Annotated in this window: 18 protein-coding genes; 11 read left to right on the top strand and 7 right to left on the bottom strand. The window is 36.1% G+C overall.

Going from position 1 to position 16,302, the window contains the following annotated elements; translation table 11 throughout:
* Positions 1–123 precede the first annotated feature (123 nt).
* The 8 genes from RGQ13_RS11230 (at position 124) to RGQ13_RS11195 (ending at position 6,565) form a co-directional block, all read left to right on the top strand.
* The gene (locus RGQ13_RS11230; RefSeq protein WP_348389840.1) at positions 124–1,005 is read left to right on the top strand and encodes a hypothetical protein; all 882 of its coding nucleotides are present in this window, start codon (positions 124–126) and stop codon (positions 1,003–1,005) included.
* A gap of 292 nt (positions 1,006–1,297) precedes the next feature.
* Positions 1,298–2,464: an ADP-forming succinate--CoA ligase subunit beta gene (gene sucC, locus RGQ13_RS11225; protein WP_348389839.1), complete on the top strand. Its 1,167-nt coding sequence runs from the start codon at positions 1,298–1,300 to the stop codon at positions 2,462–2,464.
* A complete protein-coding gene (sucD, locus tag RGQ13_RS11220) occupies positions 2,464–3,336 on the top strand; it encodes a succinate--CoA ligase subunit alpha (protein ID WP_348389838.1) in 873 nt (290 codons plus the stop codon). Before sucC ends, sucD begins: the two co-directional genes overlap by 1 nt.
* A gap of 152 nt (positions 3,337–3,488) precedes the next feature.
* Positions 3,489–4,331: a hypothetical protein gene (locus RGQ13_RS11215; protein ID WP_348389837.1), complete on the top strand. Its 843-nt coding sequence runs from the start codon at positions 3,489–3,491 to the stop codon at positions 4,329–4,331.
* The gene (locus tag RGQ13_RS11210; RefSeq protein ID WP_348389836.1) at positions 4,328–4,804 is read left to right on the top strand and encodes a pilin; all 477 of its coding nucleotides are present in this window, start codon (positions 4,328–4,330) and stop codon (positions 4,802–4,804) included. Before RGQ13_RS11215 ends, RGQ13_RS11210 begins: the two co-directional genes overlap by 4 nt.
* A gap of 163 nt (positions 4,805–4,967) precedes the next feature.
* A complete protein-coding gene (locus RGQ13_RS11205) occupies positions 4,968–5,387 on the top strand; it encodes a tetratricopeptide repeat protein (protein ID WP_348389835.1) in 420 nt (139 codons plus the stop codon).
* A 32-nt stretch (positions 5,388–5,419) separates the two neighbouring features.
* Positions 5,420–6,211 carry a tetratricopeptide repeat protein gene (locus RGQ13_RS11200; protein WP_348389834.1) on the top strand — a complete coding sequence of 264 codons (792 nt, stop codon included), beginning with the start codon at positions 5,420–5,422 and terminating at the stop codon, positions 6,209–6,211.
* Between the two features lie 75 nt (positions 6,212–6,286).
* Positions 6,287–6,565 carry a hypothetical protein gene (locus RGQ13_RS11195; RefSeq protein ID WP_348389833.1) on the top strand — a complete coding sequence of 93 codons (279 nt, stop codon included), beginning with the start codon at positions 6,287–6,289 and terminating at the stop codon, positions 6,563–6,565.
* A gap of 68 nt (positions 6,566–6,633) precedes the next feature.
* Here RGQ13_RS11195 and RGQ13_RS11190 read toward each other — a convergent pair whose 3' ends face one another.
* Positions 6,634–8,337, bottom strand: a complete 1,704-nt coding sequence (locus RGQ13_RS11190) for an RluA family pseudouridine synthase (RefSeq protein WP_348389832.1) — start codon at positions 8,335–8,337, stop codon at positions 6,634–6,636.
* Between the two features lie 200 nt (positions 8,338–8,537).
* On the opposite strand from RGQ13_RS11190, the gene glnS reads away from it, so the two are divergent.
* Positions 8,538–10,208: a glutamine--tRNA ligase gene (gene glnS, locus RGQ13_RS11185; RefSeq protein WP_348389831.1), complete on the top strand. Its 1,671-nt coding sequence runs from the start codon at positions 8,538–8,540 to the stop codon at positions 10,206–10,208.
* Positions 10,209–10,311: 103 nt separating this feature from the next.
* Here the strand turns inward: glnS and fur are convergent, their stop codons facing one another.
* From fur to RGQ13_RS11160, 5 genes are all read right to left on the bottom strand, one after another.
* Positions 10,312–10,755 (bottom strand): ferric iron uptake transcriptional regulator, encoded by a 444-nt coding sequence (gene fur / locus RGQ13_RS11180; RefSeq protein WP_348389830.1) that lies wholly within the window; start codon positions 10,753–10,755, stop codon positions 10,312–10,314.
* A gap of 227 nt (positions 10,756–10,982) precedes the next feature.
* Complete coding sequence (gene fldA, locus RGQ13_RS11175) at positions 10,983–11,510, bottom strand: flavodoxin FldA (RefSeq protein WP_348389829.1); 528 nt, start codon at positions 11,508–11,510, stop codon at positions 10,983–10,985.
* Positions 11,511–11,572: 62 nt separating this feature from the next.
* The gene (gene ybfE / locus RGQ13_RS11170; protein ID WP_348389828.1) at positions 11,573–11,848 is read right to left on the bottom strand and encodes a LexA regulated protein; all 276 of its coding nucleotides are present in this window, start codon (positions 11,846–11,848) and stop codon (positions 11,573–11,575) included.
* 4 nt (positions 11,849–11,852) lie between these two features.
* Positions 11,853–12,074 (bottom strand): DUF2788 domain-containing protein, encoded by a 222-nt coding sequence (locus tag RGQ13_RS11165; protein WP_348389827.1) that lies wholly within the window; start codon positions 12,072–12,074, stop codon positions 11,853–11,855.
* 158 nt (positions 12,075–12,232) lie between these two features.
* Positions 12,233–13,033, bottom strand: a complete 801-nt coding sequence (locus RGQ13_RS11160) for an alpha/beta fold hydrolase (protein ID WP_348389826.1) — start codon at positions 13,031–13,033, stop codon at positions 12,233–12,235.
* A gap of 171 nt (positions 13,034–13,204) precedes the next feature.
* Here RGQ13_RS11160 and seqA point away from each other — a divergent pair, with 171 nt between their 5' ends.
* A complete protein-coding gene (seqA, locus tag RGQ13_RS11155; protein ID WP_348389825.1) occupies positions 13,205–13,816 on the top strand; it encodes a replication initiation negative regulator SeqA in 612 nt (203 codons plus the stop codon).
* Positions 13,817–13,882: 66 nt separating this feature from the next.
* A complete protein-coding gene (pgm, locus tag RGQ13_RS11150; RefSeq protein WP_348389824.1) occupies positions 13,883–15,529 on the top strand; it encodes a phosphoglucomutase (alpha-D-glucose-1,6-bisphosphate-dependent) in 1,647 nt (548 codons plus the stop codon).
* Positions 15,530–15,596: 67 nt separating this feature from the next.
* Here pgm and RGQ13_RS11145 read toward each other — a convergent pair whose 3' ends face one another.
* Complete coding sequence (locus RGQ13_RS11145) at positions 15,597–16,034, bottom strand: hypothetical protein (RefSeq protein WP_348389823.1); 438 nt, start codon at positions 16,032–16,034, stop codon at positions 15,597–15,599.
* Positions 16,035–16,302 lie beyond the last annotated feature (268 nt).

Raw genomic sequence — 16,302 nt, 5'->3', positions numbered from 1 at the left:
ACTGATTAATTTTATTATATAAATAAAGTTAAAGTTGCTTATAAAATCAACAGTATATCAAATGCGTTGAAGCGCTACGTCGTGTTGGCTTCAACAAACAAATGCATAGGGATGGTCGCATAAATGATAAAAACTATAAAAAACTTAACGCTAATTATTACCTTCGGCTGGCTTAGTGGTTGTGCACAAACAACAGTAAGGCATCATCAGGATTTTGAAGAAATTGCAAAAACTATTGATTCGGTGGTGATCATACCTGCAGATATCGAAATTACATTGCTTACTTTAGTTGGTCCAAACGAGGTAATGGAAGAAGAACAAAAAACAATTCGAGAGCAAATAAACTCACTTGCTGCTAAAAGAATAACAGAAGAAAATCTAGAATTGATAGATTTCAACTTTACTAAAGAAAAGGACAGAGACTTAGACTTTTCTATTGCGTTAACTCAGGCGAAAAAAGCATGGAACTCTGCAAAACGGGATATGTATCAAACTCAACAGATTGATGAAAAAGATAAAGCTAAATTTCGAACAAACCTTGGAAGTGTGCTGAAATTTATTGGTGACAAAACGGATGCGGATGCGGCCCTTTTATTACACTACCGAGCATATGAAGATTCAGCTGGTGTGATCGCGGCCAGGGTAGCAGCTAAAACCGCAGATGTCTTAATTAGCATCCTCACATTTGACCCTAAAGATATAGGAAAAGATAAATTAAGATTATCTGACTTTTCTGACTTGTCCGTTGAAGATGATACATCTGATGGGACAACCTTTCTTGATGTTGCATTAGTTGAAATTGCCACGGGTAAAGTTATCTGGGCAAATCGAAAGAGCGGCACATCTATTGATATAGGCCCTGTTGATAAGGCGTTTAAGGAGTTACCTGATTTAACTTGGAAAACTGAGCTAACACAAAATGAGCAACCCACAACTTCCTTAAATAATGGTACAGGTACTACAGGAAAGGGATTAGACGTTAAAGGCGCAGACCCCGAAGCTTGATGAATTTTTAAGGATAATTTAAAAACTGTTGTGAATACCTCTCTTAAGGTTCTCTTCTTATAGTACAAATATCTTTGGTCTTAGACTAAAGTTCTATCCTCTAAAAGCCGCATAATAGCGGCTTTTTCATGTCATTTGTAATTATTAGTCATGAATGTGTAACAGAGGGCTTTAATCAGGTTCCTTTTCACTATATAATCACGGCAAATTTATAACAGGTTAGTGTAATTACTCGGTAATTTAACTGGTTAAGTACATTAGCTCCATTTCGAAAAAGCAATTGGGAAACATCATGAATTTACATGAGTATCAAGCGAAACAATTATTCGCTGAATATGGTTTACCGGTTTCTGAAGGTTTCGCTTGCGATACACCTCAAGAAGCTGCAGAAGCTGCGGATAAAATTGGCGGAGACATGTGGGTTGTTAAAACTCAGGTTCACGCTGGTGGTCGCGGTAAAGCTGGTGGCGTAAAGCTGGTTAAAACTAAAGAAGAAATCAAAGAATTCGCGCAACACTGGTTAGGTAAAAACTTAGTTACTTACCAAACAGATGCTAACGGCCAACCGGTTGCTAAAATCTTGGTTGAAAGCTGTACAGACATTGCTAACGAATTATATTTAGGTGCGGTTGTAGATCGCGCTTCTCAAAAAGTTGTATTCATGGCCTCTACTGAAGGCGGTGTTGATATTGAGAAGATTGCTGAAGAAACTCCAGAGTTAATTCACCAAGCAGAAGTTGATCCATTAGTTGGCCCACAAGCTTACCAAGCACGTGAATTAGGTTTCAAATTAGGTTTAAACCCTACTCAAATGAAGCAGTTTGTTAAGATCTTTATGGGTCTTGGTAAAATGTTCAACGATTTCGATTTCGCATTATTAGAAATCAACCCGTTAGTTATTACTGACGAAGGTAACCTTCACTGTTTAGACGGTAAAATTGGTATCGATGGTAATGCTTTATACCGTCAACCAAAAATCCGTGAAATGCACGATCCATCTCAAGAAGATGAGCGCGAAGCGCACGCTGCACAGTGGGAATTAAACTACGTAGCCCTAGACGGTAACGTTGGTTGTATGGTTAACGGTGCAGGCCTTGCAATGGGTACTATGGATATCGTTAACTTGCACGGCGGCAAGCCAGCTAACTTCTTAGATGTTGGCGGCGGAGCTACTAAAGAACGTGTTGCTGAAGCATTCAAAATCATTCTATCTGACGACAACGTTAAAGCTGTTTTAGTTAACATCTTTGGTGGTATCGTTCGTTGTGACATGATTGCTGAAGGTATTATCGACGCAGTTAAAGAAGTAGGCGTTAAAGTTCCAGTTGTTGTACGTTTAGAAGGTACTAACGCTGAAGCTGGTCGTGAAGTATTAGCAAGCTCTGATGTTAACATCATTGCTGCTGCGTCATTAACTGATGCTGCACAAAAAGTTGTAGCTGCTGCGGAGGCTAAATAATGTCTGTATTAATTAACAAAGACACTAAAGTAATCTGTCAAGGTTTCACTGGCGGTCAAGGTACGTTCCACTCTGAGCAAGCAATTGCTTACGGTACGCAAATGGTTGGTGGTGTATCACCAGGCAAGGGCGGTCAAGAACACTTAGGACTTCCTGTATTCAACACAGTACGTGATGCTGTAGAAGCAACTGGCGCAACTGCATCAGTTATCTACGTTCCAGCACCATTTTGTAAAGATGCTATCTTAGAAGCTATCGATGCTGGTATCGAGTTAATCGTTACTATCACTGAAGGTATTCCTACATTAGACATGGTAGATGTGAAAGTTAAACTTGAACAATCAGGCGCTCGTATGATCGGCCCTAACTGTCCAGGTGTTATCACTCCAGGCGAAACCAAAATTGGTATCATGCCAGGTCACATCCACTTACCAGGTAAAGTAGGTATCGTTTCTCGCTCTGGTACATTAACGTACGAAGCCGTTAAACAAACTACTGATGCAGGTTTCGGCCAATCTACTTGTGTAGGTATTGGTGGTGACCCTATCCCTGGTACTAACTTCATCGACGTTTTAGAAATGTTCGAAAAAGACGACCAAACTGAAGCAATCGTTATGATTGGTGAAATTGGTGGTACTGCTGAAGAAGAAGCTGCTGAATACATCAAAGCTAACGTTTCTAAGCCTGTTGTTTCTTACATTGCTGGTGTTACTGCTCCAGAAGGTAAGCGTATGGGTCATGCTGGCGCAATTATCGCTGGTGGTAAAGGTACTGCTGATGAGAAATTTGCTGCATTAGAAGCTGCTGGTGTTAAAACTGTACGCTCTCTAGCTGATATCGGTGTTGCTCTTAAAGAGAAAACAGGTTGGTAATCACCACTTGTTAACACTGTACAAAAGGTCGCTATTAGCGGCCTTTTTTGTTTTTATCCTTTGGAGTTTAATCTTAAGTAACGCAAAAGTTGATAAAATTTACATGATGAATTAATGTATTTATTAATTATAACAATAAGATAAATGGAATTATGAGTTGGTCCCACTTCCACTTCAAATGTAGATTTTTAACCAAAAAACTTGAACTTGGGCTTTCACCTGAGCAAGCAATTAAGGCATTAGATGCCTTTGATGTATCCTCACTTTTTCAAAAAGTTAAATTATCAGGTGCTCCTGCTCGATTATTTGATGAGATATTACTCATTAACCGCAGCGATAAATTATTAGAGTGTTTGAAAAGTTATAACGCAGTTGATATGAGTGAAGTCAGCTTTAACGAATCGATGCTAGTTAAACAACATCAGAAAACAAATTATATGATCGCGTTAGCGATAATTTATTTTATCGTTGGCTCAATTTTTAAAGTATATGTGCTACCAAATTATTTTGAAGTTTATCGATTGTTTGACGGCGAGGTAGCAGCTAAAGTTTTAGCGTTTGATACAATTTATGTTTTCTCCACATTATTTTTTAGTTTGTTCTTCATCCTAGTTTTTATTTTAATTCGAAAATCTAAAAACTTAGATGAACAATTAGTTTCTCGTAAACAAATGGGGAGTAAATTGTTTTCAAATAAAATGAATAGTAATTTATGCCGATTAAGTGAATTAGTGCTAGCCCCTATCGATATAGCTCTTGGTAAAAACTCATCAAAAACACTTAGTACGCTTACTGACTTAAAATATCAAAATATAGAATTATCAGATGAATTCAAGGGCTTTGTCGTTGACATAAAAATGAGTATCGAGCCTGACTTTAACAAACTCTTTAATCGTTATTTTAGCATTTTGCAAATGGCTTTATATCTAGCTATAGGCTATTTAATCACGGCTATGTACACACCAATATTTTCATTAGGAGCTGTAATTTCATGAATCACAAAGGGTTTACTTTAATTGAATTAATGATTGTTGTTGCAATCATAGGTATTTTAGCGTCTGTATCTTTACCTGCTTACACTGATTACATAATGAAAGCGCATATGACTGAACCAATGACATATGCAGGAAACTTAAAACGTCCTATCAATGAGTATTACATTCATAAATTATCGTTTCCAGCTGATAATGAACAAAGTGGCTTACCTGAGCCTATTCAGCTTATGACTAATAAAATACAGAGCGTGACCGTCGAAAATGGTGCCTTTCATATATTAATTGGAAATGATGCACCTGAGCCTCTTCAAGGCAAATATCTCTCTTTTCGGCCAGCAGTGGTAGAAGGTAGTCCTATTAGTCCAATATCTTGGCTTTGTGGTTACGATGAACCCGTTAAAGGTTTAATTGCTCAAGGTGAAAATAAAACCAATATCGATAAAGTATTTTTGTCAGGAGACTGTCGAGGGTAATCAATCTTCCACAACTTTAGCTTTAAAAATATATGATAAAGGTCGCGAAAGCAGCCTTTTTTGTATTGGGTCGAATATTTTTCATCTATTTCTGTTTAGTTGTTGTAAAAGCTCTATAATCAGCCCTTGATTCTTTGTTAACCATAATTGCTAAGGCCACAACATGAATACCAAAATATATAAGAGAGTACTTTCCCTTACTGATAGCTTAATGGCGGCTGATCAAGAAAATAATCAAAGCAAATTTGATGGTTATTATTTAGAATTAAAACAACTATGTGAAGATAATGAAAATACCGGTAAAGACCATCCTGTGCAGTGGGAAACTCTTGCCGATCTTACTAATGACTTAGCATTGGCTGTTACTATTTACGAGCATGCTTTAGTTAAAGCTGAAGCAATTAACTCTAAAGATTTCCGTTCATCTATTGGATACTCAATTGCTACATTAAAAGTAGAGTTAGGTGATAAAACAGGTGCTATTGAGCATTTAGAAAAAGCTAAAATCAGTTGTAATAAAATTATTGATAAAGAATTAAAAGCTGAGATCCATGATTTGTTGGAAGAGCTTAAAAATTCATAAAAACATTAAAAAGACAATCAATAGGGATAAAAATGATTGAGTTTAATAAGATTTATTTTAAACATAAAAAAACAATTCTATTAATGCTTTTATTATTACCCGCACTGGTAGCTTCGATATCATTTGCTGCAATGAAATACTTCAAAGCACAGCAAAAGTTTGAGTATAATCAAATAAAAAATCCGCTGCTTAATGATGTTTATATCATCGATAAAGAAGTATTAGATAACCAGAGCCGCCTACGCGAAAAGTATATAATCACTCAAGTCGCATCTGTTGACGAAAAACATGTTTATTTAAAAGAGAGTAACTTTATATATTTGCGAATAAATGAAGCAATTAAAGGGATTCGTACTGATAAACTTCTAACTCACAACTTTTTCTCAAATAAAATATTCAAAATCTCTAAATCGCAGCTTGAAAACCTTTATTTTAATGGCGGAGTACCTGAAGTAGGTCGTTCTAATGATGGCATGCACTTATATGGAGGAATAATTATTGCGAGGCCTAAACATAATTTAATTAAAAAACAAAAATATCGAATAGGCACTCAGGAGAATCAACTAGCAATTTCTTATTATCAAGGAAGTATGGGATATGAAAAGGATTGGAAGGAAGCTTTTCGCTTGTTTGAACAAGCAGCTGAAAAAGGTAATCCTTATTCTCAAATCAGTTTGGCCCAAATGTATCGAGATGGAGAAGCAGTAGAAGTTAACTTGGAGCGGGCTTTATATTGGTTTGAATTAGCAAAGCAGCAAGGCATTGCCTCAGCAAAAGACGAGTATGCTCAGCTTTGTCAAAAAATTACTGCGTGTATAAAATAAAATCTAACTTTATTCTGTAGGGTATCTTAGGGTATAAAAAACTATATAAATGGAATTAATATGAAAAGGGGCTTTATGAGAAATTTTATTGTTTTATTAATTACGGTAGCTGTATATGGGTGTGTTGTTCTCCCCGTGAAGGATGAAGGGCATACTCAAAGATGCTATATATCAAGCGATAAGAAGACTTTGAAAGTGGTAAACTTAAATGGTGAAGGCTCCGGAAATTACTACTCTATAAGTGGCATTCTTGTATCTCCTATTACAATGTTGGCATCAGGAGTTGTATCAGGAGCCTATGTTTTAACAAATAATACCTACCACTTAGGTGAAGAAAAATTAGTTTGTGGGTGAATATAAGCTATGACTTCAGCTGACACTGGGACTATTCTGTCACTCATTAATAAGTCTAATATCTAAAGTTAAAATTCACTGTCCACATTAAAGCTTAATGGTTGGCGAGTGATAGGGTGCTCAAACGCTAAAAATTGTGCATGTAAGTGCAGTCTATCTGCTTTATCTCCATAATGGTCATCGCCAGTAATCGCCATATTCAAGCCAAGAATGTGAGCGCAATGTACACGTAATTGATGGGTTCTTCCTGTCTTTGGGAATAGTTGTAAGCGGGTTTTGTTATCAAAGCGCTCTAATACTCTATAGGTTGTATATGCAGACTTTCCTGTATCAAAGCATACTTTTTGCCTTGGCCTATCATGAATGTCTAAAGTAAGGGGAAGGGTTATTTCGCCTGAGTCTTGTTCTACAGTTCCGTCTACCACTGCAACATAAGATTTCTTTGTACTACGTTCGATAAATTGTTGTTGTAATGCTTTATTCGCTCGGCTATTTAGTGCTAACACCATAACTCCAGATGTCGACATATCTAAGCGGTGAACGATTAATGGACCTGTTGCTTGTGGGAATTGCGCTTTAATTCGTGTGTATACCGAGTCATTTATTGATTTACCTGGAACAGAGAGTAGCCCTGAAGGTTTATTTACTACCACGATATCTTGGTCTTGATAAATAATTGATAAGTCTAAGTGTTCAGCGGGGTTAATCAAAAGAGGATTTTCGTCAACTTCTAACCCCTCCAACATATGCTTAATAATCGCTTGGCACTTACTGTAACAAGGTGGATAAAACTTCTTATGCTGTCTCACTTGTGTTTTAGGTGATTGTCCCCACCAAAATTCAGCCATAGCAATAGGTGTTAAATTTTTGCTAAATGCATATTGCAACAGTTTAGGAATAGCACACTCTCCAGCCCCCGATGGTGGAACTTTAAATGGTGTATCTAAGAATATATCATTAAGATCTTTGCGTATGCCTTGTGCGTTTAAAAGCTGATATTGTGAAAACTGTTGTTTTTGCAATTTGTTATTCAGTTTTTTGTGAGTTTTTAATAAGTCAGCTAATTGTTGCTCTGCAGTTTCCAGTTCATTGCTAGCATTATCAATGCGGTTTTGCCAATAACGTTTTAAGTCTCGTAACTCAAAACTTTCGTTAATACTCTGTTGGCCAAGGTTTTTAAAAAGTTCACTCCTCTGCTGTTCAGACAAGTTCTCTTCAGCTTGTATTCGTTGTTGTTTACGCTGCTCTTTGGCTATATTAACCTGCTGTTTATATTCACTTAAATGTGTGTTGAAATTGCTAACTTCTTTGTGCTTAACTGCCTGTAATTGCATTATTATAGGATTGTTTCTTAATGTTTCATATTCACTGTATACCTTTTCGATAAGAGCTATTTCAGTTTGAAAGAATGTGTCTCTTGTTAATAAATCAAATATAGGCGGAACAAAGTTAGCTAGGTTATTACTATTAGCTAAATAACCAGAGAAGGTTGACAAAAAGCCAAGCTCGCCAGTCTTCGTTTTTACAATTAATACGCCAAACATCTTTCCTATAGCATTGTTCAAAGGCATAAGTTCACCTTTTTTATCTACACCAAAATCATGTTGCCAATCGGTTTGACTAATTAAATGTTGCTGTAATTGTTCTACGGCTAATTTAGCTAAAGGATGAGCTTGATAGTAAAACGGGTAGGTGAATCGCTCAGGAAGAGGGATCAGGGTAGTATCTTTTGAGAATGAGGTTAAACACTGATCCGATATGGTTTGAGTCATGATAAAACTGTTATTTAATGAATGCATTATATTGAGGTGATTTTATCACCTTAGTGTTACTTAGGTCATTAAATAATAAAGCAAAGAGAAAACTGATGGTTATTTTATAAAATTATTCCTGAATAGTGAGGTTAACTCTATAAGATAAATAAAACAGTTGTTATAATGTTTCCTATTCACTTTTTTTTGAGGTTCACTAGATGTCGGAAGTTGAAAACCGTCCTAGCAATTTTATACGTAATATCATTGATGCAGATATAGACAGTGGTAAGCATACTGCTGTGCAAACTCGTTTCCCGCCAGAGCCAAATGGTTACCTGCATATTGGCCATGCAAAATCTATTTGCTTAAACTTTGGTATTGCAAAAGATTATCAAGGCTTATGTAACTTACGCTTTGATGATACTAACCCTGAAAAAGAAGATATTGATTACGTTCATTCAATTCAAAAAGATGTGCAATGGTTAGGCTTTGAGTGGGCAGGAGATGTTCGTTATTCTTCAAACTACTTTGATCAACTTTACGCTTATGCGAAAGAGCTTATTGAAAAAGGTTTAGCGTTTGTGTGTTTCTTAACACCAGATGAAGTGCGTGAATATCGCGGGCCACTAAACGCACCAGGTAAGCACAGCCCTTACCGAGATACTTCTGTTGAAGAAAACTTAGCGTTATTTGAAAAAATGAAAAACGGTGAGTTTAAAGAAGGTGAATGTTCATTAAGAGCTAAAATAGATATGGCCTCGAGCTTTATTTGTATGCGAGACCCAGTAATATATCGTGTTAAATTCGCTCATCATCACCAAACCGGTGATAAATGGTGTATTTACCCAATGTATGATTTTACCCATTGTATCTCTGATGCTATTGAAGGCATTACTCATTCTCTTTGTACACTAGAGTTTCAAGATAACCGTCGTTTATACGACTGGGTTATTGAAAACATTACAATAGAAACACAACCGCATCAGTATGAGTTTTCACGTTTAAACCTAGAATACACAGTAATGAGTAAGCGTAAATTAAACCAATTAGTGACTGAGAATTTAGTCAACGGTTGGGATGATCCTCGTATGCCAACCATCGCAGCTTATCGCCGTCGAGGTTATACTCCCGCATCTATGCGTGAATTCGCTAAACGCATTGGCGTTACTAAAATGGAAAATACAGTAGAAATAAGTGTTTTAGAAGCCTGTATTCGCGAAGATTTAAATGATAATGCACCACGTGCTATGGCCGTTTTAGACCCAATTAAACTGGTTATTGAAAACTACCCTGAAGGGCAAGTGGAAGAACTAAATGTTAAAAATCACCCTAGTGATGAAGAACAAGGTACTCGTATTGTTCCATTTAGCAAAGAGCTCTACATTGAAGCTGAAGATTTCCGTGAAGAGGCGAATAAGAAATACAAACGCCTGGTAATAGATAAAGCCGTTCGTTTACGTGGAGCTTATGTCATAACTGCTGTTCGTTGTGATAAAGACGAAGATGGTAATGTAACAACTGTTTACTGTACTTATAACAGCGAAACATTAGGTAAAAACCCTACTGATGGTACAAAACCGAAAGGCGTTATACATTGGGTTTCAGCTAACGAAGCTGTAGATGCTGAAGTACGTTTATACGAACGATTATTTACAGTGCCAAATCCAGGTGCAGAAGAAGATTTTCATTCAGTAATGAATCCAGAATCATTGGTTACTATTAATAATGCAAAAGTAGAGCCATCACTTGTACATGCTAAACCAGAGCAGGCGTATCAATTTGAGCGTCAAGGTTACTTCTGTTTAGATAACAAAGATGCAATGGCTGATAAGTTAGTATTTAACCGCACTGTTGGATTACGTGATACTTGGGCTAAGTCAGGTCAGTAACGCATAAGTGAATAATTAAGAAAGTAGTATTACTGCTTTCTTCCCTGAAATAAGAAAAGCCTGCATTTAGCAGGCTTTTTGTTTTTGTTTTATCGAAACGAGGCTATAAGTGATCTAAACGGTATTTTTCACAAGCCACTTCATCTTCACATTCACCATATAAATATAAGCTATGGTTGGTAAGTTTAATTTTGTGATCATTTGCAATGTCTAATTGGCGCTGCTCAATTACATCATCTTCAAACTCAACAACTTTACCGCAATTTAAACAAACAAGATGATCATGGTGAGCTTTTTGAGTCAATTCAAAAACTGACTTACCACCTTCAAAGTGATGGCGAGTTACAATGCCAGCGTCATCAAACTGATTTAAGACACGATATACAGTTGCTAAACCAATTTCTTCGTTATGGTCTAATAAAATTTTAAACACATCTTCAGCACTGATATGTTGATTTTCAGGATGTTGTAAAATATCTAAAATTTTAACTCGGGGTAAGGTTACCTTAAGGCCAGCTCTTTTTAATTCTTCATTTTGCTCAGGCATTGATACGTGCTTCTTTATAAATAAGTTAGACAAATTATAGGGATTAACTTAAAAGGTTAAAAGAGCTAATTGATAATTATTTGCAATTAGCTAATAAAATTACTCAATAAGAATAGTTAAAGTAAAGATCATTAGTGAGTAACAAGTTTAGAAGTGATGCATGAGAAAGGACTAAAAAAAGAAAAGCTCTGCAGTGCAGAGCTTTTTAGATAAGCGGTGAGGTGGAATTAATCTAATAACTCAGCTAAACACATTTCATCGTTTAACTGTTCAAGCCATGCATCAATACGTTGCTCGGTTAATTCAGGTTGGCGGTCATCATCTAATGCTAAACCAATAAAGTTATTTTCATCAACGAGTGCTTTAGACGCTTCAAATTCATAACCTGCAGTAGACCATTGGCCTACCATAATCGCGCCTTTTGCTTCACAAATATCACGGAGAGGGCACATTGCATCAACAAAGTATTCTGCATAATCTTCTTGATCACCAAGACCAAAGATAGCAACAAGTTTATCGTTAAAATCAATTTCTTCTAATTCAGGTAAAAAGTCATCCCAGTCACATTGGTTTTCACCGTAGTACCAAGTAGGGATACCTAAAATAAGAAGATCAAATTCAGCGATATCTTCTTTCGTGCTTTTTGCGATATCTTTAACATCAACGTTCTTTTTACCCAGTTTTTTCTGGATCATTTTGGCTACAGCTTCAGTGTTACCAGTGTCACTACCAAAAAAAAGTCCGACAGTTGCCATGTTTGTAAACCCTTAAATTTTCTAAATTACTTTGACTAATTGAACTTATTGATTCAATTAATTTAATCTGTTGCTAATGCGTCAATGATCAGTGATTCAATTAATTCACTGCGACTAACACCTTTATCTTTAGCTAATGTGTCTAACTGTGCAAAAACTTCATGATGTAGTTTAAATTCTACTCGTTTCAAGCCTTTACTTTTGTCTCGTTTAACTTGATTACGCTTGTTGATTTTTACCTGCACTTCCCTGGAATATGGGTTGGTCTTTGGACGACCTGGGCGCTTTTCATCAACAAATAAATCTATCGTTGTTAAATCTGTTACTTCTTTTGCCATAATTTTAGCCTATTCCATTACTTTCCCAAATGATCTGGATCACACCTTTGGCGATAAATCCGGCACACCCTAAAAATAAAACCAAATATACAACAAATTTGCCTTTTTTAGGCACGTCGTTTTTGTTCATCACATCATGAATTGACATACCGATGAAAAAAAATATTGCGACAAAAAATAAATTTAAACCAATTGTTTCTATAAGTTCTAAATGTTCGGAAAGCATACTATACCCAATACCGTTAATGATGCAGGTTCCCGCACTTTGCATCGTGACGAGTATAGACCCTAAAATTTAAGGCCGCACTATAGCACAAACCCTAAAGAATATGCACCAAAAAACATGGTTTTTACACTTGCTTTAATTGAATTTATATTAATATATTAACTGCTTAGGAAATCATTAACTATTTTATTAAATGCAATTGTTTTTTCTGCATGTAACCAGTGACCAGCACCTTGGATGATTTTTGCTTTTGCGTGCGGAAATAATGTTGAAATAACTGTTTGGTGTTTACTGGTAATGTAATTTGAATTACCGCCTTTTATAAATAACGTTGGGCCATTAAATTGTTGGTTCAAACTAAACCCTTGGGCTATCGATTTATAGTCATTGGCAATATCTTTAATGTTAGCACGCCAAGTAAAACCTGATTCAGCCTTTACTAGGTTTTTCAATAAAAATTGTCTCACCCCAGGCTCAGCAACATAACCAGCTAACTGCTTGTCGGCATCCTGTCTATTGCTAATATCGCTAATATTGATGCTCAATAGGCCTGCAATAATTTCATTATGATGAGGGGGATATTCTACTGGTGCAATATCAGCAACAATAAGTTTATTTATTCTTTCTGGCTTTGATAAAGCGCATTGCATTGCTATTTTACCGCCCATAGAGTGACCTAAAATATCGCATGTATTTATATTTAAATGATCTAATAATGCGAATATGTCATTACTCATTTCCCCATAATTCATCGACTTATGGTGAAGTGATCCCCCATGATTACGCACATCAACACTGATCACTTTAAAATTATTGGCCAAAGCTTTGGCAACCATATTGAGATTTTCCAGGCTACCAAAAAGTCCGTGTATTAAAATTAATGGTTCACCTTCGCCTCTAATTACATGATTTAGTAGCGGTAAAATTTGTGGTGTAGTGGTAGATTTATTTGTACTCATAACTAAAGGTTGTTCGCTTAAGTAAACTCATTTACATCATTTTAATTGGCTTATAGGGTTATCTTCAACATATAAGCTAAAAAAAATATAAAACAGCCCTAAACAGGGTAGAGAGTTATCGATAACATCAGTATACTTTAGCTTTCTAAAAATAAGATCATTGGAAAGCAAATGAAAACCATCGATATTGATGACGAACTTTATCAATACATTGCCAGTAACACTAAGTTTATTGGTGAAAGTGCCTCCGACATTCTAAGACGTCTGTTAAGCTTTGATGAGCTAGTTGATAACAATAATACAGCATCTCCAGAAGAAATTAAGCCAGTTGTAAAAGCTAAGTCTAAAAAAGCTAAAGTGACAGCTGATGTGGTTGATTTAGTCGATTTAAATGCCAAAAAAGCAATAAAGCCTGAACCTGTTCTAACATCATTAGTAGAAGGTGAACAAAACATATTTGACGTAATTAATAAAGAAGAGCTTGCCACCCAAAAAGGTGCGGTAGGGCGTTTTTTATTAATTTTAAGTAATATGCACCGTGTACACTCCCAACAGTTTGATTCTGTACTTGATATACAAGGCCGAGATCGCTTGTATTTTGCTAATGCCGAACTAGATTTATTAGAAGCAGGCAGCAGTACTAAGCCGAAACAAATACCTAATTCTGAATTTTGGGTTATTACTAACTCAAATACTACAAGAAAAAAGCGTATGCTTACTGAAGTAGCTAATGTATTAGGTTACAGCACAAGTGACGCTGAAAAAATTAGAGATTTTCTTTAATTTTTAAACTTAACAGAGTTACTAAATAGGTAAATTAATACCAAGCCAGATTTCGAAGGATTATTGATGAGCATTCATCCTCATGCCGGTAAACCGGCAAGACCGATAGACAGAATTAATATTGGTCGATTAACCAGTAATTATTTTTTTCTTAAACCTGATGTAAGTATTGCAGCACAACAAGTAAGCTTTGGTACCTCTGGTCATCGAGGATCTGCAGCTAAAACGAGTTTCAATGAGAATCATATATTAGCGATAACTCAAGCGGTAGCTGAATATAGATCTCAGCATAAATTTCAAGGGCCTTTGTATTTAGGTAAAGACACTCATGCTTTATCAGAGCCTGCGTTTATTAATGCAATATGTGTTTTAATTGCTAATGGTGTGCCTGTTGTTATTCAAAACGACGAAGGGTTTACCCCTACACCTGTTATTTCTCGATTAATCATTGCTCATAATGCAATTAATGACGCACAAGCTGATGGCTTAATTATCACGCCTTCACATAACCCTCCAAGTGATGGTGGTATAAAATATAATCCTCCACATGGTGGCCCTGCAGAAGGTGAGATCACAAAACTTATAGAGCAGCGTGCTAATGAAATATTAGCCAATAATTTAAGTGATGTTAAACAAGTAAGCTTTTTAGATGCAATGAACTCTGAATTATTAACTAAATCAGATTTTATTAATTTTTATGTCGATGAACTTGCCAAAGTTATCGACATGAAAGCGATCAAAGACGCTGGGGTTAAAATTGGTGTTGACCCATTAGGCGGATCAGGTATTGATTACTGGCCTGTGATTGCACAAAAATACGGTTTAAACATTGACGTTGTTAACCCTGTTGTAGACGCTAGCTTTGGTTTTATGTCGCTAGATAAAGACGGAAAAATCCGCATGGATTGTTCTTCACCGTATGCAATGGCCGGTCTTATTGCAATGAAAGATGATTATGACGTAAGTGTTGGTAATGATCCGGACTTTGACCGTCACGGCATAGTGACAAAGTCTGGTGGTTTGATGAATCCAAATCATTATTTAGCGGTAGCGATAAATTATTTACTTACTCATCGTAACTGGCCTGAAACAGCCAAAATTGGTAAAACATTGGTTTCAAGTTCGTTAATTGATCGTTTAGCAAAGAAACTTGATAGACCTTTGTCAGAAACACCTGTGGGCTTTAAATGGTTTGTTGATGGCTTAAAAGATTCAAGCTATGCCTTTGGTGGTGAAGAAAGTGCCGGTGCGTCATTTTTATCTTTAGATGGTAGTTGTTGGACTACGGATAAAGATGGATTTATTATGTGCTTACTTGCCGCAGAAATTCTAGCTGTTACCGGCAAAGACCCATATCAGTGGTACCAATTTTTAGCGAAAGAATTAGGTGAACCATGTTATGGACGTGTTGAAGCCGTTGCCACTACTGAGCAGAAAAAGGTATTAACTTCATTGTCTAAAGATGATGTTAGCCAAGATACTCTTGCTGGTGAAAAAATTACTTCTATCCTGAGTCATGCTCCGGGTAACAACGCTGCGATAGGCGGTGTAAAAGTTGTTACTGATAACGGCTGGTTTGCAGCCCGTCCATCAGGCACTGAAGAAATTTATAAAATTTATGCTGAAAGCTTTATAAGTGAAGAACATTTACAGAGTATTATTAGTGAAGCACAAGTGCTGGTAAGTGCTGCATTTAAAAATGCAGGCTTGTAGTTACAATTAAAGTGAAATGAAAAAAGCCGCCTAAATTTAAATGTAGGCGGCTTTTTTGTGCTTTGTTTTAATCACTAATGACAGGGATTAGTTCTCTACCTACTTTAGAACCCCAAAGAGTTCGAATGCTTTCTCGTTCACCATTGCTGGCATCTTCGGACTGTTTGTTTTTAAATACTTGTTCAACTACTGCTTCCCATTCTTCTTCTTTTCTATCAAATGTTGCCCAATTTGGGTATTCAGTGAGCAGCATCAAATTCCAATCATCAGGGTTATTGCGTGGGAAGCCAATCGCTTTATACGAAGTGATCCAGCCTTTAGCTTTATACTCTTCATAAATAGCATAATAGCCACTATTCAAATTTGTTAAATAGTCCTCAAGCTTGCCATCGTTAACTTTTATATAAGACACTTCCCAAACGGTGCCTAATGTATAGGGTTTATCTGCGGCAAATAGGTTAAATGATAAGATTAAAAGAGTAGTTGCAATTAATACGTTTTTCATAAGATTTCCTTTGATCAAATTCCATGAGAAAAACGAGGAAAAACGATACCTACTTCATTAATACAGTATTACTACCCTAGACTTCTTTTCTTTTTTGGAGTGTTATTTTCGTGATTAATTATTGTACATAAGTTTGCTTTGCGCAATTATAGGATTTATCTATTAATGTAAACCTATCAAAGCTTAGTTTACTCCTATTAGTCAAATATCGTTTGTGACTATTTAGTAGGTTAATATCAAAGGTGGAAGACATCGCTAGAAAGGTAAG

Source organism: Thalassotalea psychrophila (genome assembly GCF_031583595.1).
Taxonomy (GTDB): Bacteria; Pseudomonadota; Gammaproteobacteria; order Enterobacterales; family Alteromonadaceae; genus Thalassotalea_A; species Thalassotalea_A psychrophila.
This window is presented reverse-complemented; position numbering and strand designations above follow the sequence as displayed.

Coding starts and splice junctions, on each gene's coding strand:
- RGQ13_RS11210 (WP_348389836.1), top strand. CDS start 4,328: ATGAATCACAAAGGGTTTACTTTAATTGAATTAATGATTGTTGTTGCA.
- RGQ13_RS11215 (WP_348389837.1), top strand. CDS start 3,489: ATGAGTTGGTCCCACTTCCACTTCAAATGTAGATTTTTAACCAAAAAA.
- sucC (WP_348389839.1), top strand. CDS start 1,298: ATGAATTTACATGAGTATCAAGCGAAACAATTATTCGCTGAATATGGT.
- sucD (WP_348389838.1), top strand. CDS start 2,464: ATGTCTGTATTAATTAACAAAGACACTAAAGTAATCTGTCAAGGTTTC.
- glnS (WP_348389831.1), top strand. CDS start 8,538: ATGTCGGAAGTTGAAAACCGTCCTAGCAATTTTATACGTAATATCATT.
- fldA (WP_348389829.1), bottom strand. CDS start 11,510: ATGGCAACTGTCGGACTTTTTTTTGGTAGTGACACTGGTAACACTGAA.
- RGQ13_RS11200 (WP_348389834.1), top strand. CDS start 5,420: ATGATTGAGTTTAATAAGATTTATTTTAAACATAAAAAAACAATTCTA.
- RGQ13_RS11165 (WP_348389827.1), bottom strand. CDS start 12,074: ATGCTTTCCGAACATTTAGAACTTATAGAAACAATTGGTTTAAATTTA.
- RGQ13_RS11145 (WP_348389823.1), bottom strand. CDS start 16,034: ATGAAAAACGTATTAATTGCAACTACTCTTTTAATCTTATCATTTAAC.
- RGQ13_RS11230 (WP_348389840.1), top strand. CDS start 124: ATGATAAAAACTATAAAAAACTTAACGCTAATTATTACCTTCGGCTGG.
- ybfE (WP_348389828.1), bottom strand. CDS start 11,848: ATGGCAAAAGAAGTAACAGATTTAACAACGATAGATTTATTTGTTGAT.
- pgm (WP_348389824.1), top strand. CDS start 13,883: ATGAGCATTCATCCTCATGCCGGTAAACCGGCAAGACCGATAGACAGA.
- RGQ13_RS11195 (WP_348389833.1), top strand. CDS start 6,287: ATGAGAAATTTTATTGTTTTATTAATTACGGTAGCTGTATATGGGTGT.
- fur (WP_348389830.1), bottom strand. CDS start 10,755: ATGCCTGAGCAAAATGAAGAATTAAAAAGAGCTGGCCTTAAGGTAACC.
- seqA (WP_348389825.1), top strand. CDS start 13,205: ATGAAAACCATCGATATTGATGACGAACTTTATCAATACATTGCCAGT.
- RGQ13_RS11205 (WP_348389835.1), top strand. CDS start 4,968: ATGAATACCAAAATATATAAGAGAGTACTTTCCCTTACTGATAGCTTA.
- RGQ13_RS11190 (WP_348389832.1), bottom strand. CDS start 8,337: ATGACTCAAACCATATCGGATCAGTGTTTAACCTCATTCTCAAAAGAT.
- RGQ13_RS11160 (WP_348389826.1), bottom strand. CDS start 13,033: ATGAGTACAAATAAATCTACCACTACACCACAAATTTTACCGCTACTA.